Genomic DNA, 18,241 nt, shown 5'->3' with positions numbered 1-18,241 from the left:
CAGGACCGCTGGCCGACCGGCGCCGTCACTCCAGGACGCCGCCGACCTGCCTGGCGAGCAGGCGCACGTACGCGCCGTCGGCGGCGACCAGTTCCTCGTGCGTCCCCTGCCCGGCGACCCTGCCGCGGTCGAGCACCACGATCCGGTCGGCGCTCCTGATCGTGGACAGGCGGTGGGCGATGAGCAGAGTCGTGCGCCCCCGCCGGACGGCGCGCACGGCGGCCTGAAGCGCCTCCTCGTTCTCCGCGTCGAGGTTGGACACCGCCTCGTCGAGGATGAGGATGGGGCAGTCACGCAGCAGCGCCCGGGCGATCGCGATGCGCTGGCGCTGCCCGCCGGACAACTGGGCGCCCCGCTCGCCGCAGACGGTGTCGTAGCCGTCGGGCAGGCGGGCGATGAACTCGTCCACGCGGGCCTGCTCGGCGGCCCTGACGACGTCGTCGTCGCCGGCGTCGGGACGGCCGAGCCTGATGTTCTCCCGTACCGAACGGTTGAAGAGGTAGACGTCCTGCGGCACGATCGCGACCAGTTCCCTGATGTGCTCCTGGGGCAGGGTGCGCAGGTCTCGCCCGCCGATCGCCACCGCGCCCTCCTGGGCGTCCCAGAAGCGCAGCAGCAGGTGGGCGCAGGTGGACTTGCCTGCTCCCGAGTGGCCGACGAGGGCGACCGTCTCGCCGGGCCGTACCTCGAAGGACGTGCCGTCCAGGGCGGGCGGGCCGTCGGCCGCATAGGAGAAGCGCACCTCCCTGAACTCCACGCGGGCCGTCAGGGGCTCCTCGGGTACGCGGGCGTCGCCGTCGTCCACCGCGGGCGGCTGGCGGGTGATGGTGAAGATGCGGCGGGAGGCGGCGCGGATCTGCCCGAGCGCCCGTGCGGTGCCCGACACGTCGATCACCGGTCCGAACGCGGAGACGGCGAGGATCACGACGGCGGGCAGCACCGCGACCGTCAGGTCACCCGAGGTCACGAACACGGCGGCGAGGATCAGCACCGCGGTCAGCCCGCCCGCGACCAGCCCGTCGGTAACCGCCTGCTCGACTCCCGAGCGACGGCCGTAGGCGAGCTGCTGGGCCTGCAGGGAGTCGGTGCGCTCGCGCAGCCGCCGGGCGTAGTCGGTGCCGCGGCCGAAGCTGACCAGCTCGCGCATGCCCTGCACGCCGTCGACGACCTCGGCGCCCAGGACGCCGAGCTCTTCGCGCAGCTTCCTGCCCTGCTCGTCGGCCTTGCCCGCCAGCCACACGGGCACGGTGGCCAGCAGGATCAGGAACACGCCCACCAGCAGCGCGAGCAGCGGGTGGAAGAAGGCCAGGACCGTGGTGGAGGCGAGCGCCACCAGCGCGGCCACGACGTAGTCGATGACGGTGTGCGCGTAGAACCACTCGGTGGTCTCCACGTCCGCCATGACCGTGCCGGCCAGGTCTCCGGTGCGGCGGCCCAGCAGATAGCCGGGCGCGCGCCGTTCCAGGCCGTCGAACAGGCGCACCCGCATCAGCGCGAGCAGCCGGTACGCCAGGTCGTGGGCCACCCACATCTGCCACCATCGCGCCAGCCCGGCGGCCACCACCAGCACGACCAGCAGCCAGAAGATCGTGGCCAGCGGGCCCGCGCCGGAGCCGGTGACGGCCTCGCCGACCATCCAGGCGCCCACGGCGGCGGCCGCGACGCCGAGGCCGTGGGAGAGCAGGCCGGACAGCAGCGTCAGCGCGGCCAGCACCGGCTGACCGAACACCATGGGCACCAGCGCCAGGATGGGACGTGCCGGAACCGCGGGCGCGTTCATGCCTTCACCTCCTGGGCGGCCACGAGCCGCGCGTAGTCGCCGTCGCGTTCCATGAGTTCACGGTGGTCGCCGATCTCGCGGACGGCGCCGTCGCGCATGAGGACGATCCGGTCGGCGTCGCGGACCGTGGACAGCCGGTGGGCGACCACCAGCGTGGTGCGCCCGGTGGTGACGCGGCGCAGCGCGTCCTGGATGACGGCCTCGCCGGCGGCGTCGACGCTGGAGGTCGCCTCGTCGAGGACCAGGATGGGCGCGTCCTTGAGCAGGGCGCGGGCGATGGCGATGCGCTGGCGCTGGCCGCCCGACAGTGTCAGGCCGCGTTCGCTCACCTCGGTGGCGTACCCGTCCGGCAGGGCCGCGACGAAGTCGTGGATGTTGGCCGCCCGCGCCGCCTCGACGACCTCCGCGTCGCTCGCGCCGGGCCGGCCGAGCCGGATGTTGTCGGCGACGGTGCCGGTGAACAGGTAGGTGTCCTGGGCGACCACGGCCACCATCGCGCGCACGTCGGCCAGGGCCGCCTCGCGCACGTCGACGCCGCCGATCCGCACGGCGCCCTCGGTGGCGTCGAAGTAGCGCAGCAGCAGCGCCACCAGCGTGGTCTTGCCCGCGCCCGAGGGCCCGACCACCGCCACGGTCTCGCCCGGCTCGATGTCCAGCGTGAAGTCGCGCACGGCCGGGTGCTCGCGCCCCGGATAACGGAAGGTGACCCGGTCGAAGCTCACCCTCGGCTCCGTCAGCGGTCTGGGCGACTCGGGCTCGCTCACCAGTTGCTCGGCCTCCAGCAGCTCCTGGATCTGCTTGCTGGAGGAGATGCCGGTGTAGCCGGCGTGCCAGTACTTCGACAGCTCGCCCAGCGGGCGGAAGCACTCGCGGGCCAGCACGAGCACGATCAGCAGCGTCAGCAGGTCGACCGATCCCGAGGCCAGGCGCAGCGCCGCGACGCCGACCGCGAGCGCGGGACCGGCGAGCATGCCGAGCGTGGTGACTCCGGTGTCGACCAGGGAGATGCCGAGCTGGCGCATCGTGGCCTTGCGAAGCTCCTCGGCCCGCTCCGACAGGGACCGGCGCTCGCGGCCGGTGGCGTTGAACGCCTTGAGCGTGGTCATGCCCTGCATGACGTCGAGGTAGTCGGAGCTGAGCCGGCCGTAGGCCTGCCAGTTCTCCTCACCCTTGCGGGCCAGCACCTTGTCCAGCAGCCGCGGGCTGAGCAGGACCAGCGCGATGCAGACCCCGATCAGCGCCACCGAGACGGGGTCGCGGGTGGCCAGGTAGATCAGGATGCTCGCGGGCCCGAGCAGGCACAGGGCCACGGTCGGCAGGTAACGGCTGTAGTACGCCTCCAGCGCCTCGACCCCGTCGACGAGCACCGTGCGCACGTCGCCGCTGCGCCGCAGGGTCAGGTAGCCGGGCCCGAGCAGCAGCAGCTTCTGGTAGAGCCGGCCGCGTACCCGCTCCTTCACGGCATGGGCCGTGCGCTGCGCCGCCACCTCGGCGAACACCAGCAGCACGAGCCTGGCGGCGACCACGGCCGCCAGCCAGGCCAGCAGCCACAGGGCGGAGCCGAGGCCCTGCCCGGTGAGCAGGCGGGCGAACACCTGGGCGATCAGCACGCCCTGGGCGATGTAGGTCGCCGTCACGGCCAGGCCCAGAACGATGTTGAGCGTCAAAGCCAAGCGGATGTCGCCTGCCAGGGCCAGCAGGCGGCGATGCACCATCATGTCGGTCTCCGTCTCAGGTGTAGAGCTCCTCGTCGTGCTCGTTGATCTGGATCAGCAGGCCGTCGGGGTCGGCGAAGACGACCGAGCGCCCGAACGCCTCGTCGGCGACGCCGCGCAGGGGCGCGATGCCCGCCTCGCCCATCCGGGCCACGAGCGCGCCCAAGGGCTCGTCGCTGACCAGGCAGAGCGCCACCTCGCCCGCCGGTATCGGCGCGTCGGCCTCCGGTGGGCACACGCGGTGGGCCGGCGGGCCGAGGTGCAGCGCCACCCGGCCGCCGCCGGGGGCGGCCAGCTCGGCCCATTTCCCGCTGCGTCCCTTCGTCTGTACGGCCAGGCCCATGGCTTGGTAGAAGCCGAGCGCGCGCTCGACGTCCGAGGTGTAGACCACCGGCATCACGATCATGATTTCTCGTCCTCCGCGTCGCCGTGCCTCGCCAGGTGCTCCCGCAGCGCCTGCTCCACCAGCGCCGACAGGGTCACGCCGTGGTCGATGGCGGCGTGCTTGACCGCCGTGATCAGCTCGGGCGGGAGGTAGACGTTGAACTGCTGACGCTTCATAGCTTGCTAGCATACTAGCAATCCGCCGATTCGAGGCGGCCCGCCACCATGGAACGCACCCGGTCGCTGAGCGCGCGCAGCATGTTCTCGTCGTGGCTGACCAGCACGAGCGCCGTGCCGTCCGCCGCCACCTGCTTGAACAGGCGCAGGATCCCCGCGACCGTGGTGACGTCCAGCGCGCTCGTCGGCTCGTCGGCCACCACCGCGGCGGGCGAGGCGGCCAGCGCGCGGGCGATCGCCACCCGCTGGCACTGCCCGATCGACAGCTCGGAAGGGGTCGCGTCCAGATCGAGGCCACCGAGCCCGACGCCGTCGAGCCGTTCGGCGGCCAGCGCGCGCCGCCCCGCCCGTGACATGCCGCCGGTGATGGCCGCGGGCTCGCTGACGCTGCGCCAGATCGGCCAGCGCACGTCCAGGCTGGTGAACGGGTTCTGGAAGACGGGCATCACGTAGCCGGGACGCGGCGGGTCGCGGCGCGGCCTGCCGTACCGGCGGGTCCAGGCGGCACGGCCGCCGAGCAGGACCTCGCCCGCGTCGGGCGGCTCCACGGCGGCCAGCAGGCGCAGCAACGTGGATTTGCCGGAGCCGGACGGCCCGCAGATGCCGACGATCTCGCCCGCGCGCACCCGCACGCCGGCATCGCGCACGGCCTGGGTCTGGCGGCGCCCCATCGCATACCCGCGGCTGACCCCGCGCACCTCGATGACCGGAATCTCACCCATGGGCGGCCACCCAGCAGGCGACGCCGCCACGCGGCGGCGGAACCTCGCGCGCGCAGCGCTCCTCCGCCAGTGCGCACCGCGGCGCGAACGCGCACCCCGCCACGGTCTCCGCCGGAGCGGGCGGCCTGCCGGGCAGCGGCACGGGCAGTCCGGCGCCCGGCTTCGGCACGGAGGCGACCAGCGCGGCCGTGTAGGGGTGACGCGGTGTGGCCAGCACCTTCGCCGCGTCGCCGACCTCCACGAGGCGGCCCGCGTACAGGACTCCGACCCGGTCCGCGTGCTCGGCGATGAGCGCCAGATCGTGGCTGATGAGCAGCAGGCTCCTGCTGGCGGCGCTCAGGGTGGCGAGCACGGAGCCGGCCAGTTCGGTGTCGAGCGCGCTGGTGGGCTCGTCGGCCACCACGAGAGCCGGGCCGTGCGCGACCGCGGCGGCGATGGCGGCCCGCTGCAGCATGCCGCCGCTCCACTGGTGCGGCCACTGCCGCAGCCGGGCGGCCGCGTCGGGGATGCCCATCTCGCTCATCAGCGCGACCACCGCCCCCGGCGGAGGGGTACGGCGGTGCGCGCGCCAGGCCTGCGCGACGTGGTGGCCCACCCGGCGCAACGGGTCGAAGGCGGTGACCGGATCTTGGGGTACGTAGCCGACCTGGAGGCCGCGGATCGCCCGCAGCTCCCGCGGGCCGGCGCCGGCCAGTTCCCTGCCGTCCACGCGCACGGAACCCGAGCAGCGCGCACCCGGCGGCAGCAGCCCGAGCACCGCCCGCGCCAGCGTCGTCTTCCCGCATCCTGACTCGCCCGCGAGCGCGAAGACCTCACCCGCGGCCACGTCCAGGTCCACCCCGCGGACGGCGTGCCCGCCTCCCGGGTAGCGGACCTCGAGGCCGGTGACGCTCAGCGCCGGATCACTCATCGTCTCCCCCTCGGATCCGACGCCTCCGCGGTGGCCTCGCCCAGCAGGATCGTGGCCAGGATCACCACGACGATCGCGGCCGACGGGGCGAGCAGCAGCCACGGTGCCTCCGACAGGTACATGCGGGAGTCCGACAGCATGACGCCCCATTCGGCGTGCGGCGGCTGGGCGCCCAGCCCCAGGAAGGACAGCCCGGTCACCGCCATGATCGTCTGCCCGACGTCGAGCGCCGCCACCACCAGCACGTGCGCCGCCGCGCCGGGAAGCAGATGTGCTCCGGCGGCCCGCGGCCAGCTCGCGCCCGCCAGCCGGGCGGTGAGGACGTCGGGCCGTTCGCGTCCGGCCAGCACGTAGCTGCGCGCCAGCCGGGCATAGGGCGGCCACGTGGTCGCGGCCAGCGCCAGGACCAGGTTGCCGAAGCCGGGCCCGAGCGCGCCCAGCAGCGCCAGCGTCAGGACGACGCCGGGGACCGCGAGCGCCATGTCCACCAGGCGCATCGCGATCACGTCGACCAGGCCGCCCGCGACCCCGGCCAGCGTGCCCACGACCAGTCCGGCGGCCACGCTGATCACCAGCACCAGACCGGTGGCCTCCAGCGACCGCCGCCCGCCGTCCAGCAGGCGGGCGAGCTGGTCACGGCCGTACTGGTCCGTGCCGAGCCAATGGGCGGCCCCCGGCGGGCTGAGCACCGCGTCGAAGTCGGCCGCGTCCGGCTCGTACGGCACCAGAGCCGGCCCGGCCACGATGGCGAGGATCACCACGCTCAGGATGACCAGCCCGGTCACGGCGTCGCGGCGGCGCACGAGCCGGGCCGTCACGCCGCGCGCGGGTGGCGCCGTCACGACGGTGTCGAGCACGCTGGTCATACGCCGCTCCCGGTGCGCAGCCTGGGGTCGATCAGCGCCGCGGCCAGGTCGGCCAGCAGGCTGACCGCGACCCAGGCCAGGCTCATCACCAGCGCGAAACCCTGCACGACCGGCAGGTCTCTGGCGGTGACGGCCAGAACGATCTCGCGGCCGAGCCCCGGCCAGGAGAAGACGTTCTCCACCACGGCCGCGCCGCCCAGCAGGAACCCGACGGTCATGGCCAGCACGGTCACGAAGGGCACCGCCGCGTTCGGCAGCGCGTGCACCAGCAGCACGCGGGCACGCGAGGCGCCGCGGGCCGCGGCCACGGTGACGTGCTCGGCCCGCAGCGCGTCCAGCAGGCTGGCGCGCAGCAGCCGCGACCAGCGCGCGACCGGGTAGAGGGCGAGCGCCGCGGCGGGCAGCCAGACCTGTGCCCAGCTTCCGTCGCCGACCACGACGCCGGCTCCCCAGCGCACGATCACGAACTCGATCAGCAGCAACCCCGCCACGAACGAGGGCAGCGCGGCTCCGGCCAGCGCGATCCACCGCCCGGCCGCGTCCGGCAGGCGGCCAGGGGCGGTGGCGCTCGCCAGCGCGAGCGGGACGGAGACCACCAGCGCCAGCAGGACCGTGGCGAGCGTCAGCCGCAGCGTCGCCGGGGCCCGCTCGGCGATGACCTGCGTTACCGGTACGCCCAGGCGGGCCGAGGTGCCGAGGTCGCCGCGGAACACCCCGCCGAGCCAGCGCGCGTACTGCTCGGGCAGCGGCCGGTCCAGCCCCAGGTCGGCGCGGGCCATCGCGAGCTGCTCCGCGGTCGGGGCCGAGACGTGCCTGGCCTGCAGGTAGCGGACCGCCGGGTCTCCGGGGACGAGCGGGAGCAAAGCCCACACCACGACGCTGGCCAGGAGCGCGGTGACCAGCGCCTGCGCGAGGCGGCGTGTCAGCGGGCGCAGGGTCACGGGCGGCCCGCGAGAGCCGCGTCGATGAAGACGAATCCCGGATCGGGGGAGAAGTCCTGGAACTGGCGGTTCACGAGGGCGTCGACCGGGCGGAACCCGAGCACCGCGGCGTAGGCCCGGTCACCGATCACGCCCTGCGCCTTGGTGAGATCGGCGCCCGCCTCGTTCAGGGCGGTGGCCTGCATGCGCGCGATGAGAGCGTCGAGCTCGGGATCCTTCACCCCGCCGAAGTTCGCCCCGCCGCCGCTGCCCAGCCACGCCGCCATCGAGTCCACCACGTTGGGGCCGTCCAGCAGCACCGACAGCACCGTGACCGTCCACTCCTGCGGCCAGGCCTTGGAGTCGTAGGTGTCGTCGACACGGGCCATGGCCACGTCGAAGCCGAGCGGGCGCAGTTGCTCGCGCAGCGCGATGCCGAACGCCTCGTGCTCGGCGTCGCCGGCCTGGAAGAGGTACGTCAGGCGCAGCGGCTTTCCGCCCTTGGCGCGTATCCCGTCGGCGCCCGCCTTCCAACCGGCGCCGTCGAGCAGCGACGCCGCGCTCGCGGGATCGGTGCGCTGCGTCTGGGCCGCGAAGGGCAGCGAGGCCGGCACCAGGCCCGTGGCCCGCTCGTACACGCCGCCGCCCGCCACGACCGCGGGGAGCTTCGCGTAGTCGACGCCGCGGGTGAAGGCCTGCCGTACCGCGGGATCGTCGAACGGCGGGCGGCCCAGGTTGAACTGCGCGAAGACGCCGCGGTTGGCGATGCTCGCCCGGCGGTGGGTGAAGGGGCCGTCGCGGGTGGTGGCCTTTGTGGTCTCGGCGGGCGGGGTGATGGCGATGTCGGCCTCCGCGCTGCGCACGGCGGCGACGCGGGCGGCGGCGTCGGGCATCGCGAGGACGCGCACGCCCGGCAGGGCGGGCTTGCCGCCCCAGTAACCGGGGAACGCCTCGGCGGTGATCGACTGGGCGTCGACGGCGACGGGCTTGTACGGCCCGGTGTAGAGGCCCGCCGCGAGCAGCTTCTTCTCGTCGGCTCCCGCCGCTTCCGCGGCGGCCACGTCGTAGATCATGTAGTAGCGCACGAGCGAGCCCAGGTCGCGCGGGATCGCGGCGGTCGGCTTCGGCGAGGTGAACGTGATCTCCAGCGGGCCCGACGCCACGATCTTCGCCTTGGCGACCGAGTCGTTGCCGTACCCCTGCGTGACCCGCTTCTCCAGCGCCCTGACCACCGCCTGGGCGTCGACGGCCTTGCCGCTGTGGAAGGTGGCGCCCTCGCGTAACCGTACCCGCCACGTCTTCGGATCGGTGCGCTCGATGGAGGCCGCCAGCCATGGCTCGATCGTGCCGTCGGGGCGGGCGCGGACCAGGTGCTCGGCGATCCCGTAGCTGGCCAGGGAGTAGTGCCAGAAGGCGTCCGGCTTCAGGCTCGCCCCCGTCTCCGGTACGGCCAGCCGTACGGCCGAGGGCGGGCCGGCGGCGGGTTTGGCCGGTTCACCCCCGCAGGCGGCCAGCGCGGTGGCGAGCATGAGCGCGGCCACCGCGCGCAGCGGCCGGGCGGGCAGGTCCATGGGCGTGCTCCTCGCCGGAGGGGTTGGGCCGGATCGATGAGGTAGTCGATCGAGACCCGCGCGGAGTTCCCCGGCTACGACAGCCATTCGGCCACGTGCTCGGCGAGCCGGTCCGCCGCCCGCGGCAGCCCGGCGTGGACCAGGGGCAGGGGCACGTGCTCGGCTCCGCGCTCCAGGAATCGGCGCAGCGCGGCGGTGAGGAAGTCCGGATCGGCCATGCCGCCGGCCACGATCCGCGCCGCCCTCGCGATGAGCTCGGGCTCCGGCCGTCCCAGGACCTGTGCGAACGCCTCCCGCTGACCGGGCCACCGGCAGGCGTGGGGGTAGCCGTCCTCGGCCAGGCGCTGCGCCGCGAGCATGGTGCTGATGGTCCAGCCGGGCTGGACGAACGGGGCGATCCCCGCGCTCGCGCACTCGTGCAGCGTGCTCATCCCCGCCGGGATCAGCACCTGGCCCGCCGTACACAGCAGGGTCGCGTATCCAGCGGCCGGTACGGCGGGGCGCACCTCCACCGCCGGGTGTCTCGCCCAGCCCGGCGGCAGAAGCGCCGCCAGATCGGCCGCGCCGCCCGCGACCACGACGTGCGCCCTGTCCACGAGCACCGGCAGCGCGGCGGCGAGAAGCCAGCGGGCGAAGGCTCCCAGCGGATGATCGGCGCCCCGCATGCCCATGCCGCCGAACCCGATGACCGCCAGGTCCGGCCGCGGGGGCGCGCTCCGCCGCCAGAGCGCCCGGTCGACGACGGGCGCCACGGGCTCGCCGTGCGGGAGCGGGCCGAAGCCCGCCTGCACCAGGTGGAAGCGCAGGCGGGCCGGGTCGGGCTCGGCGGCGGGCCGCGACAGCGGCCACAGCCAGGGCAGCACGTCCACGACGCCGACCTCGTGTCCCTGCTCCAGCGCCCAGGCCGCGAACTCCGGGTTGGTGATCGAGACGATGAGCGCGCCGGGCGGCACGACGCCGGAGCAGCTCGGCGGGCGCAGGGTGTTCACGTCGTGATGGGTGCAGCCGGGCCGCTCACGCAGCAGGTGCCGTGCCGACTCGCCGGTCGCCAGGATGTGGACCCCGTCGTCCGGGATCGCGGCCAGCACGGCGAGCGCCGTGGAGGCCGGGCCGAAGCCCAGGTCCGGCACGTCCACGTAGATCGTCATGCGTGGGGGAGCGGGAAGTGGTTCAGCTCCTCCTCGGCCAGGGGCCGCTCCCGCCAGCCGAGCCGTACCGGCTCGTCCTGGATCCGGCGCCGTCCCAGGAAGGGGAAGGCGGCGGGGAAGTTGGGCACCAGGCCGGGGATCAGCACCCGCACGACGCGCAGACCGGCCTTGGCGACGTCTTGGGTGGTCAGCTCCACGTAGACGATCTCGTACCCGCGCGACTCGACCAGCTTCCGGTACGTGTCCAGCGAACGATCCGGCAGCCGGGGGAGGTCGTCCACGTCGCGGGTGGCCGGGGTGTCCAGCCACGGGCGCACGATCTCGGCGGCGCGGGGGTCGAGGAAGACCTGCTGCTGGCACATCAGGTCGTTGACGTCGCGGAAGCCGGGGTCGTAGCTGTCGAGATAGGCCTGGTCGGCCCGCCACGGCTTCAGCGGCGCGCTCACCCAGCCCTCGGCGATGGCGGTGAACGTGAGCCCGTCCGGGTCGTCCAGGTCTCTGCTGCCGTCCTGAAGGGTCAGCGCCTCGGTCCACGCCTTCCTGGCCGCCTCCACCGGGTCGGGCCTGGCCGCGAAACCCACGTTGAGCAGGCCCTCGTCCCTGTTCTCCAGGACCCCTGCCATGACGGGCACGCCGAACTCGTTGTCCAGGTGGATGAGCCAGGCCCGCTGGCCCATCTCGGCCGGCCTGCCCGCCCACAGGGCGTCGAGCTCGGATCCCGGCCGGACGGCGGGCAACGGATGGGCGTTCATCCACCAGATCATCGTGATGTCCCGTTCGATGATCTCCTCGATGCCCGAGGTGATCGCCCACTCCAGGGACGGGCCCGCGGCGATGCCCGGGTAGTAGAGGTAGTTGGTGGGCGGCACCTGCGCGTAGTCGTCCATGTACCAGTTGACGTAGACCATGCTGGCCGGTACCCAGACGTCCCGGCCGGCGGTGAGCGAGCGGCCGCGTACCCAGTGCGTGGGCAGGTCCCGCTCGAAACGGACGAACGGGAAGCCGGGGGAGTCGTACAGCCGGTCCGAGTACAGCACCAGCCGCTCCGGGTCCAGCGCGTACTCGCCCTTCAGCTCCTCGTACGAGGCTTCGCGCACGTCGACCTTGTCGGTGACGCAGTTGCCGCAGTACCGCTCCACGGCTTCGCCTATGGCCGACAGCCGCGCCCCCTCCGGATCACCGAACCTGCTGCCCCCGCACACGATGTTGTTGGCCCAGGTGTAGAGCCTGCGCATGTCGGCGACGTTGCTCTGCACGGTGACCAGGTCGCGGGGGATCGACTCGTGGTGGGGGAAGACCGGCAGGCCGGTGATCAGGCCGGTGCGCGCGTCGACCAGCGCTTCCTGGTCCAGCGGCGGCCCGGGATCGCGCAACGGGCGGTCGGGCAGGGGCAGGAGCGGATGACGGATGGCCTCCAGGGTGACCGGGTTGAGTTCCAGCTCGGCCCACGGCATCAGGGCGTCGCCTTCACCTTCGCCATCTCCGAGCCACCTGGCCAGGTCGAGCATGAACGCGGACACCATCCAGCGCAGTTCCGCCGCCGGAGGAAGGTACGGCCGGCCGTACGCGGGAGGGGCCATCAGCGCCTCCTCCACGTCCGGCAGTTCGGCGGCGGTGCGGCGGCGCCCGAGCAGGTCGCGGTAGTCGGGTGCGGACCCCGGCTGCACGGCCGGGCCCGCCCATCCCCTTCCCTGGTCGAGGTGGAACTGCGCCCAGCGCACGCCGCCCGCCGCGCACAGGTCGTTGAGCCACTCGAGGAACGGCACGTCCAGCCGGTCGCGCAACGCCACCACCACGCAGCCGGGGTTCGCCGCCAGAGTGGCGTCCAGGTCGGCCGGGGCGGTCGGGGTGAGCGGGGTGTGCTCCGCCGCCAGGCCGACGAGGGCTTCGTCGCCCACGGCGATCACGGTCGCCGGCCGGGGCGGGGCGGTGTCGCCGGTGGTCAGGCAGCCGGTCTCCCGCAGGTACGTCAGGAGCTCCCGGTAGGCCGCGGGGTCCGGGGCGTCGTGGACGAGCTCGGCTTCCCCGCGGGTGCCGTCGCAGCGTTCGAGCAGGTCCCTGATCGCGGTGAGCGGGGCGGCGACCTCGAAGACGGCGCCCGAAGGAGTGGTCACCAGGCTGGCCGCCTCGCCCAGCGGGCGGAGCTCGACGTTGGTGACCCGTGGTCCTGCTGCCATCGTGCTTTCTCCCTCACGAACGCGAGTGGCCGGAGGCCGGCGGCCTCCGGCCAGGGGACCGGCCTTACTTCCAGGTGAACGACGGAGCCAGGCTGGTGTGGTGGTTGTGCGGGGCGAGAAGCTTGGCGACGCGCCGCTTGGCGATGCGCTTGATCATGTCGATCTCCCTCCGATTTCGGGTGGCCGAGGTCACGGCATGCGGCACAAGCTATGCCGGGAAATCGGGGACGTCTTCCACCGGATGCGGACCCTGGCGACGCGCTTTGTGGCGATATTTCGGCGTGAAGGCCACATGTGTGGATATGTCGGGCGCCTGGCCGCGTCCGGTGTGGAGGCGCCCTTGGGCGCGGTCAGTCCGTGGAAACGGAGGCGACGAGCCCGTGGCGGTAGGCGAACGCCACGGCCTGAGCCCGGCCGGAGACGCCGAGCTTGGCCGCCATGTGATGGACGTGGGATCGTACGGTCGCCTTCGACAGGCGCAGCGTGGCCGCGATGTCGCCGTCGGACAGCCCTCTTGCCAGCATGGCCAGCACCTCGCGCTCGCGCCCGGTGAGCCGGCCGACCTCGGCCGGCACCTGAGCGTTGCCCGGTCCTGCGGTCATCGCCCAATCGAGCAGGCGTCTGGTCATCGACGGCGTCAGGCAGGCCTGGCCCGCGGCCACCGCGCGTACCGCCCGGCCCAGTTCGGCGGCGCTGGAGTCCTTGCTCACCACGCCCCTCGCGCCCGCCCGCAGGACGTCGAGGAGCCTGCTCTCATGCTCCGGCGCGGCCATCAGCAGCACGTGCGGCGGCGAATCCACCCCGAAGGCCGTGAGCCGGTGGACCAGCCCGGCCAGATCGGCCGCCTCGTCGCAGACCCCGAGCAGAACGACGTCGGGCTGGGCTTTCCTGGTACGCCTGATCGCGTCGGCGCCGTCGCGGGTCTCACCCACGATCTGGATGTCCGGCTCGCGCGAGAGGAACGCGCGCACGCCCGCGAGCACGAGCGTCTGCCTGTCATAGGTCAGGATCCGGATTCCCACGTCGTTCTAGAGCGCCTGTGCGTGAGTGTGCGACGCTCTCATGGTTCCATCCCCGGTGCTCGGTGCCTTGTCCCCCTTTACCCAAGATGGTCGTCGCCGACGTGCGCGGAGTTCCGGACGGTTCGATCCGACAGCCATTCCAGAAGGGTCTCGCGCGCCCTGGCCACGCGTGACCGGATGGTCCCGACCGGGCACCCGCACACCTGTGCGGCCTCCTCGTACGACAGCCCCGCCACCTGGGTCAGGACGAACGCCTCCCGGCGCGCGGTGGGCAGGGCCGCGATCAGCAGGTGGAGCTCGATCTCGCCCGCCATGCTCGCCACCGGCTCGGCCCGGCCGGAAAGCGCCAGGACCGCCGCCTCCATGCGCCGGGTGCGGGTGCGCTTCCTGATCGCGTCGGCCACGACCCTCCGGGCGATGGACAGCAGCCAGGTTCTGGCACTCGCCTCACCGCGGTAGCGCTTCAGCGCCACGCAGACGCGGGCGAAGGTCTCCTGCGTGAGGTCGTCGGCGCTGTCCACGTCGGCCAGCGCCGCGCACAGTCGCCAGACCTCGGGCGAGGCGGCGGCGACGAACTCCCGTAACGTCTCGTTGTCGCCGTGCCTGGCCGCGAGGGCGAGGCGGGTTAGTTCGTCCATGGGTTCACCTTTTGCGGTGGTAATGATGGATGAACAGGCGGCCGCCGCGGAACCTGGAGGGGCCCAGCGGCGACTACCTGCACGAGAGAGGCGAATCGGTATGCGATGTGCGCAGGCCCGCGAGGCGTTTTCCGTGTTGATCGACAACGAGGAGCCGGAGGTCGGCATCCATGAGCTGCGCGCCCACCTCGACGCCTGCCACGACTGCGGCGACTGGCTGAGCCGGGCCGGTGCGCTCAGCCGTGACCTGCGCGCCATGCTGGCGGCGCCGCCACCCGACCTCGCCGACCGCGTCATGCGCGGCCTGGCCGCGCGTCCCGCGCCGCCCACCTGGCCGTTACGGCTGGCGCGGGCGCTTCTGGTCGTCATCGCGACCTGCCAGGCCGCCATCGGGTACGCCATGGTGGTCGAGCCCGGACTCCTGCCCCACAAAGGCATGACCCATGACATCCGGGAGATCGGCGCGTTCAACCTGGCGATCGGCGTCGGCTTCCTCACGGCCGCGCTGCGTCCGCACGCGGTATGGGGGGTGCTGCCCCTGGCCACCGTGGGTGCGGTGATCCTCACCGGGACCGCGGTCTGGGACCTGTACGGCGCCGAGGCCGAGCCGATGCGCGAGGTCCACCACGTGATCGTGATCGTCGGCTGGGTCGTGCTGGTGTGGCTGGCCCGCCTCATGCGCAACCCTCCTGACGCCGGCGACGCACGGCCCGGCTGGTGGCCGGCACGACCGGGAGGCGGGCGCATGGCCACACCACCGGAGGCGACGGCCTGACCGCGGCGGCACGAGGGGTTCGCATGCTGGGGGCACCCATGGATCGACGTGAGTGATGCTTGCGGGGTCCGATCTTAGGTGAGTATCACAACACGAAGGAAAATGATTATCAATCCTAGAATTGTCGTTCTCGCCAAGACTCGGCCGGGATGCCCGGCCGCCAAACGTTGAGGGTCATGCCCGTCAGCGGCGACGTAGACGTAGCTCCCGGCCGGCCACGGCTTCATCGGTGCGGGGTCTGTTCGCCGCGTTCCAGCCAAGACGTGGTGCGCACCTCCATGGACCAAGCCGGCGTGCCCGGGCTTCAGGGGCGGCGCCGGCCCCCTGGCGGCATGGAACGACGCCGCGGCGTATGAGCGGGCCCATAGCATCAGGTGATGACGGGATGGAGGGTGGATCACGGAGTTGTGTCCTGGGATCCTGGCCACGTAGCGATCTTCAGCTGACCAGATCGGGGCACGGCCGTATGAGAGTGGCGTTCGTCGGCAAGGGAGGAAGCGGGAAGACGACGCTGTCGGCGTTGTTCACCCGCAACGTGGCCGCGCTGGGCCGGACGGTTGTGGCGATCGACGCCGACATCAACCAGCACCTGGGACACGCTCTGGGCGCGGAGACGGCGCCGGAGCCGCTGGGAGCCCATCTCGCCGAGCTCAAGGACTGGTTCCGAGGCGACAATCCGCGCGTGACCTCGGCCGGGTCGATGGTGAAGACCACCCCGCCCGGCCGTGGTTCCCGGCTGCTCACGCTCGACTCCCTCACCGACCCCATCCATTCCACGTACGCCATACGCTGCCCCGGCGGGCCGTACCTCATGGCCACGGGCTTCTTCGCGGAAGAGGATCTTGGGGTGGCCTGCTACCACTCCAAGGTCGGCGCCGTGGAGCTCTACCTCAACCACTTGGTCGACGCGCACGAGGAGTACGTGGTCGTGGACATGACCGCGGGAGCCGACTCGTTCGCCTCCGGGCTGTTCACGCGCTTCGACGCGACGTTCCTCGTCGCCGAGCCGACCCGGCAGGGCGTGAGCGTGTATCGGCAGTACCGTGACCATGCCGCGGAGTTCGGGGTGCCGGTCGTGGTCATCGGCAACAAGATTCACGACGGCGACGACGTGGACTTCCTGCGCGCGGAGGTCGGCGAGGACCTGCTGACCTGCTTCGAGCACTCGGCCGCCGTGCGCGCCATGGAGCGCGGCGGGCCGCTGGCCGCCCCTGATCTGGAGGCGGCCAACGTCGCGGCGCTCACGCTGATGCTCCTCCATGTGGACGGGCGGAAGAAGAACTGGCGCCGATATGGGGAGCAGGCCACCGAACTGCATCTGCGCAACGCCCAGGTGTGGGCCAACCGGGCGGTCGGCGAGGACCTCGCGAACCAGATCGACCCCGGCTTCGTCTATGGCCTGCGCCCCGCGCTCTGCCCGCCTGGTGTTCTGAGTCGTTGATGGCGGTCGCGGTCTGTCCAGAGGCTCGAAGCCCGGGCCGCCGGTGCTGACCTGAAGGGGACTCCAGATCGCTTGTGCTGGAGTGAACGCCGCGGGCCGGGTCTGCGCCGGGAGAGCGCAGCGCCGCCACCGCATCCCGCAGCGGCCGCTGCGCTGGGGCGAGCAATGCCACCGTCTGCGCGCGCACTACCCGCGGCGTCGGCAGCGCCGCCGCCTCGACGGTGTTGTCGTGGTCGGGAGTCGGTGACGCGGCCTCGCCCACCTCACACGGCGGTGGCGAGCAACCGCGTGACCACGCGCAAGCATGACCGTCTCACGGTGAAGAAGGACGCCTGAGCCTTGAAAACTGAGCCCCCGGTCGGACCGCCGCGCCAGGGCGCTGGATCAAAGCCCGCCCTCGTCAAGATCGCCCACACGGTGGCCGGGGGCACCTTCCGGCCCAGACCGGCGATCCGGCCAGCGATGCGCCCGAATACCCCGTAAAACGATCAAGAACAACAGCCGCAGAGCCATCGCACACAGCAAAACCCCAGATCAAGCCCCGTGGCACTTACAGGCACGGTCATGCCGCTAGACAGGTACTTAGCTAATTGCCATAATGCCTTTGTGTTGGATGTGGATCTCGTGAAGGCGCTGGCCAGCGACAAACGTTTGCTGATCCTGGAGTGGCTGCGCGACCCCGAACGTCATTTTCCGCCGCAGCGTGACGGCGATCTGGTGCGCGACGGGGTGTGCTCGCTGTTCATCGCGCAGAAGCTGGGGGTGAGCCAGCCGACCTGTGGTGAGCATCTGAAGGTGCTCGCGCAGGCGGGGCTGGTGCGCGGCAAGAAGATCAAACAGTGGGTGTTCTACCAGCGCGACGAGGACCGCATCGGTGCGGCGAAGGAGTTGTTGAGTGGTGAGTGGTGAGTCGAGCGGCGGCATCGCCGAGCCCGAGGGCCCGGACGCAGGACTTTACGAGCGGTTGATCGCCGATCTGGAAGCGTCCGGAGCGCGCTATCGCCTGATCGACCACCCGCCCGAGGGCCGCACCGAGATGGTCAGCGCTCTACGCGGACACGACGTCGCGCAGGCCGCCAAGTGCCTGATCGTGATGGTCAAGATCGGCAAGAAGCAGACCAGATACGTGCTGGCCGTGGTGCCCGGAGATGCCCGGCTGGATCTGCAAGCGGTCAAAACCCTGCTGGAAGGCAGCTATGTGGCTTTCGCCGAGCGCGGCAAGGCCGAGGAACTGGCCGGCAGCGTCAGCGGCACCGTGCTGCCCTTCAGCTACCACCCCAGCCTGGAGGTGATCGCCGATCCGGCGCTGCTGCGAGCACCGGAGCTGTTCTTCAACGCCGCCCGGCTGGACCGCTCGATCGCCCTGGTCAGCGACGACTACCAGCGCCTGGCCGCCCCTCGGCTCGCCGCCATCACCACCGCACCTTGACCCAGACGACGCCACTTCGTCCGCCGTCCGTCAGGAGGACAGCATGTCGCAGGCCGACTACGCCATTCACTATCAGCCCCTGTTCACCACCCTGCAGACCATGGACGTCCAGGCGTTGATCGACCAAACGGACGACCCCTGGTACAACCAGACCCTCATCCAGGTGGGAGAGGTATGGGTGCGGCTGGGAGTCATGCAGGGCGAGTTTCACTGGCACAAGCACGAAGAGCAGGATGAGTTCTTCTTCGTCCTGGACGGGCTGTTCCGCATCGAACTGGAGCACGCCGACACCGTCGAACTCCGCCCACGACAGGCGTTCACCGTTCCAGCGGGAATGCCGCACCGGCCCGTCGTCCCGGTCCGCAGCGCCGTCCTGATGATCGAAAAGGCCGGTGTCATCGCCACCGGCGACTGACCGCCGCTGCCCAAGCGGGACACTGGGTCGGGGAACTGAGACACGGCCATATCGACGGTTGCGTCCGCGGGAGTGGTGTATGAGTTTGACCTAGTCACAAGCGTGGCAGCCGTGAAATGAGAACGGCCATCGCGTGATCCTTCAAGTGCGA

General features: G+C 72.1%; 18 protein-coding genes. 5 read left to right on the top strand and 13 right to left on the bottom strand.

The features are described 5' to 3' along the window. Positions 1-25: 25 nt before the first annotated feature. From cydC to ACIBKY_RS54755, 13 genes are all read right to left on the bottom strand, one after another. Positions 26-1,780, bottom strand: coding sequence for a thiol reductant ABC exporter subunit CydC (gene cydC / locus ACIBKY_RS54815; protein ID WP_397110587.1), 1,755 nt, complete (start codon positions 1,778-1,780; stop codon positions 26-28). Beyond that, on the bottom strand, positions 1,777-3,498 hold the full coding sequence (gene cydD, locus ACIBKY_RS54810) for a thiol reductant ABC exporter subunit CydD (RefSeq protein WP_397110585.1): 1,722 nt from the start codon (positions 3,496-3,498) through the stop codon (positions 1,777-1,779). Before cydD ends, cydC begins: the two co-directional genes overlap by 4 nt. A 13-nt stretch (positions 3,499-3,511) precedes the next feature. Then, on the bottom strand, positions 3,512-3,901 hold the full coding sequence (locus ACIBKY_RS54805) for a VOC family protein (RefSeq protein WP_397110583.1): 390 nt from the start codon (positions 3,899-3,901) through the stop codon (positions 3,512-3,514). Further along, on the bottom strand, positions 3,898-4,056 hold the full coding sequence (locus tag ACIBKY_RS54800) for a CopG family transcriptional regulator (RefSeq protein ID WP_397110581.1): 159 nt from the start codon (positions 4,054-4,056) through the stop codon (positions 3,898-3,900). Before ACIBKY_RS54800 ends, ACIBKY_RS54805 begins: the two co-directional genes overlap by 4 nt. Before the next feature lie 14 nt (positions 4,057-4,070). After that, on the bottom strand, positions 4,071-4,778 hold the full coding sequence (locus ACIBKY_RS54795; protein ID WP_397110579.1) for an ABC transporter ATP-binding protein: 708 nt from the start codon (positions 4,776-4,778) through the stop codon (positions 4,071-4,073). Next, the gene (locus ACIBKY_RS54790; protein ID WP_397110577.1) at positions 4,771-5,688 is read right to left on the bottom strand and encodes an ABC transporter ATP-binding protein; all 918 of its coding nucleotides are present in this window, start codon (positions 5,686-5,688) and stop codon (positions 4,771-4,773) included. The genes ACIBKY_RS54795 and ACIBKY_RS54790 overlap by 8 nt, the downstream gene beginning before the upstream one ends. Beyond that, positions 5,685-6,554 carry an ABC transporter permease gene (locus tag ACIBKY_RS54785; RefSeq protein WP_397110575.1) on the bottom strand — a complete coding sequence of 290 codons (870 nt, stop codon included), beginning with the start codon at positions 6,552-6,554 and terminating at the stop codon, positions 5,685-5,687. Before ACIBKY_RS54785 ends, ACIBKY_RS54790 begins: the two co-directional genes overlap by 4 nt. After that, entirely contained in the window at positions 6,551-7,495 is a 945-nt protein-coding gene (locus tag ACIBKY_RS54780) for an ABC transporter permease (RefSeq protein WP_397110573.1), read from the bottom strand. Before ACIBKY_RS54780 ends, ACIBKY_RS54785 begins: the two co-directional genes overlap by 4 nt. Continuing rightward, positions 7,492-9,045, bottom strand: coding sequence for an ABC transporter substrate-binding protein (locus ACIBKY_RS54775; RefSeq protein ID WP_397110571.1), 1,554 nt, complete (start codon positions 9,043-9,045; stop codon positions 7,492-7,494). Before ACIBKY_RS54775 ends, ACIBKY_RS54780 begins: the two co-directional genes overlap by 4 nt. A gap of 74 nt (positions 9,046-9,119) precedes the next feature. Beyond that, complete coding sequence (locus ACIBKY_RS54770; RefSeq protein WP_397110569.1) at positions 9,120-10,193, bottom strand: hypothetical protein; 1,074 nt, start codon at positions 10,191-10,193, stop codon at positions 9,120-9,122. Beyond that, positions 10,190-12,370 (bottom strand): YcaO-like family protein, encoded by a 2,181-nt coding sequence (locus ACIBKY_RS54765; protein ID WP_397110567.1) that lies wholly within the window; start codon positions 12,368-12,370, stop codon positions 10,190-10,192. The genes ACIBKY_RS54770 and ACIBKY_RS54765 overlap by 4 nt, the downstream gene beginning before the upstream one ends. 350 nt (positions 12,371-12,720) lie before the next feature. After that, a complete protein-coding gene (locus ACIBKY_RS54760) occupies positions 12,721-13,392 on the bottom strand; it encodes a response regulator transcription factor (protein ID WP_397110565.1) in 672 nt (223 codons plus the stop codon). A 77-nt stretch (positions 13,393-13,469) separates the two neighbouring features. Then, positions 13,470-14,030, bottom strand: coding sequence for a sigma-70 family RNA polymerase sigma factor (locus tag ACIBKY_RS54755; RefSeq protein ID WP_397110563.1), 561 nt, complete (start codon positions 14,028-14,030; stop codon positions 13,470-13,472). 133 nt (positions 14,031-14,163) lie between these two features. Here ACIBKY_RS54755 and ACIBKY_RS54750 point away from each other — a divergent pair, with 133 nt between their 5' ends. The 5 genes from ACIBKY_RS54750 (at position 14,164) to ACIBKY_RS54730 (ending at position 18,090) form a co-directional block, all read left to right on the top strand. After that, complete coding sequence (locus ACIBKY_RS54750; RefSeq protein WP_397110561.1) at positions 14,164-14,805, top strand: hypothetical protein; 642 nt, start codon at positions 14,164-14,166, stop codon at positions 14,803-14,805. A 466-nt stretch (positions 14,806-15,271) separates the two neighbouring features. Further along, positions 15,272-16,246 (top strand): ATP-binding protein, encoded by a 975-nt coding sequence (locus tag ACIBKY_RS54745; protein ID WP_397110559.1) that lies wholly within the window; start codon positions 15,272-15,274, stop codon positions 16,244-16,246. A 606-nt stretch (positions 16,247-16,852) separates the two neighbouring features. Further along, complete coding sequence (locus tag ACIBKY_RS54740; RefSeq protein WP_397110557.1) at positions 16,853-17,155, top strand: ArsR/SmtB family transcription factor; 303 nt, start codon at positions 16,853-16,855, stop codon at positions 17,153-17,155. Next, positions 17,145-17,675, top strand: coding sequence for a YbaK/EbsC family protein (locus tag ACIBKY_RS54735; protein WP_397110555.1), 531 nt, complete (start codon positions 17,145-17,147; stop codon positions 17,673-17,675). The genes ACIBKY_RS54740 and ACIBKY_RS54735 overlap by 11 nt, the downstream gene beginning before the upstream one ends. 43 nt (positions 17,676-17,718) lie before the next feature. Further along, entirely contained in the window at positions 17,719-18,090 is a 372-nt protein-coding gene (locus tag ACIBKY_RS54730; RefSeq protein WP_397110553.1) for a cupin domain-containing protein, read from the top strand. Positions 18,091-18,241 lie beyond the last annotated feature (151 nt).

The organism is Nonomuraea sp. NPDC050394 (assembly GCF_044459065.1).
Taxonomy (GTDB): Bacteria; Actinomycetota; Actinomycetes; order Streptosporangiales; family Streptosporangiaceae; genus Nonomuraea.
This window is presented reverse-complemented; position numbering and strand designations above follow the sequence as displayed.

Excerpts from the sequence above, each read along its gene's own strand:
- cydC (WP_397110587.1), bottom strand. The coding sequence starts at position 1,780 with ATGAACGCGCCCGCGGTTCCGGCACGTCCCATCCTGGCGCTGGTGCCC.
- cydD (WP_397110585.1), bottom strand. The coding sequence starts at position 3,498 with ATGATGGTGCATCGCCGCCTGCTGGCCCTGGCAGGCGACATCCGCTTG.
- ACIBKY_RS54805 (WP_397110583.1), bottom strand. The coding sequence starts at position 3,901 with ATGATCGTGATGCCGGTGGTCTACACCTCGGACGTCGAGCGCGCGCTC.
- ACIBKY_RS54800 (WP_397110581.1), bottom strand. The coding sequence starts at position 4,056 with ATGAAGCGTCAGCAGTTCAACGTCTACCTCCCGCCCGAGCTGATCACG.
- ACIBKY_RS54795 (WP_397110579.1), bottom strand. The coding sequence starts at position 4,778 with ATGGGTGAGATTCCGGTCATCGAGGTGCGCGGGGTCAGCCGCGGGTAT.
- ACIBKY_RS54790 (WP_397110577.1), bottom strand. The coding sequence starts at position 5,688 with ATGAGTGATCCGGCGCTGAGCGTCACCGGCCTCGAGGTCCGCTACCCG.
- ACIBKY_RS54785 (WP_397110575.1), bottom strand. The coding sequence starts at position 6,554 with ATGACCAGCGTGCTCGACACCGTCGTGACGGCGCCACCCGCGCGCGGC.
- ACIBKY_RS54775 (WP_397110571.1), bottom strand. The coding sequence starts at position 9,045 with ATGGACCTGCCCGCCCGGCCGCTGCGCGCGGTGGCCGCGCTCATGCTC.
- ACIBKY_RS54770 (WP_397110569.1), bottom strand. The coding sequence starts at position 10,193 with ATGACGATCTACGTGGACGTGCCGGACCTGGGCTTCGGCCCGGCCTCC.
- ACIBKY_RS54765 (WP_397110567.1), bottom strand. The coding sequence starts at position 12,370 with ATGGCAGCAGGACCACGGGTCACCAACGTCGAGCTCCGCCCGCTGGGC.
- ACIBKY_RS54755 (WP_397110563.1), bottom strand. The coding sequence starts at position 14,030 with ATGGACGAACTAACCCGCCTCGCCCTCGCGGCCAGGCACGGCGACAAC.
- ACIBKY_RS54745 (WP_397110559.1), top strand. The coding sequence starts at position 15,272 with ATGAGAGTGGCGTTCGTCGGCAAGGGAGGAAGCGGGAAGACGACGCTG.
- ACIBKY_RS54730 (WP_397110553.1), top strand. The coding sequence starts at position 17,719 with ATGTCGCAGGCCGACTACGCCATTCACTATCAGCCCCTGTTCACCACC.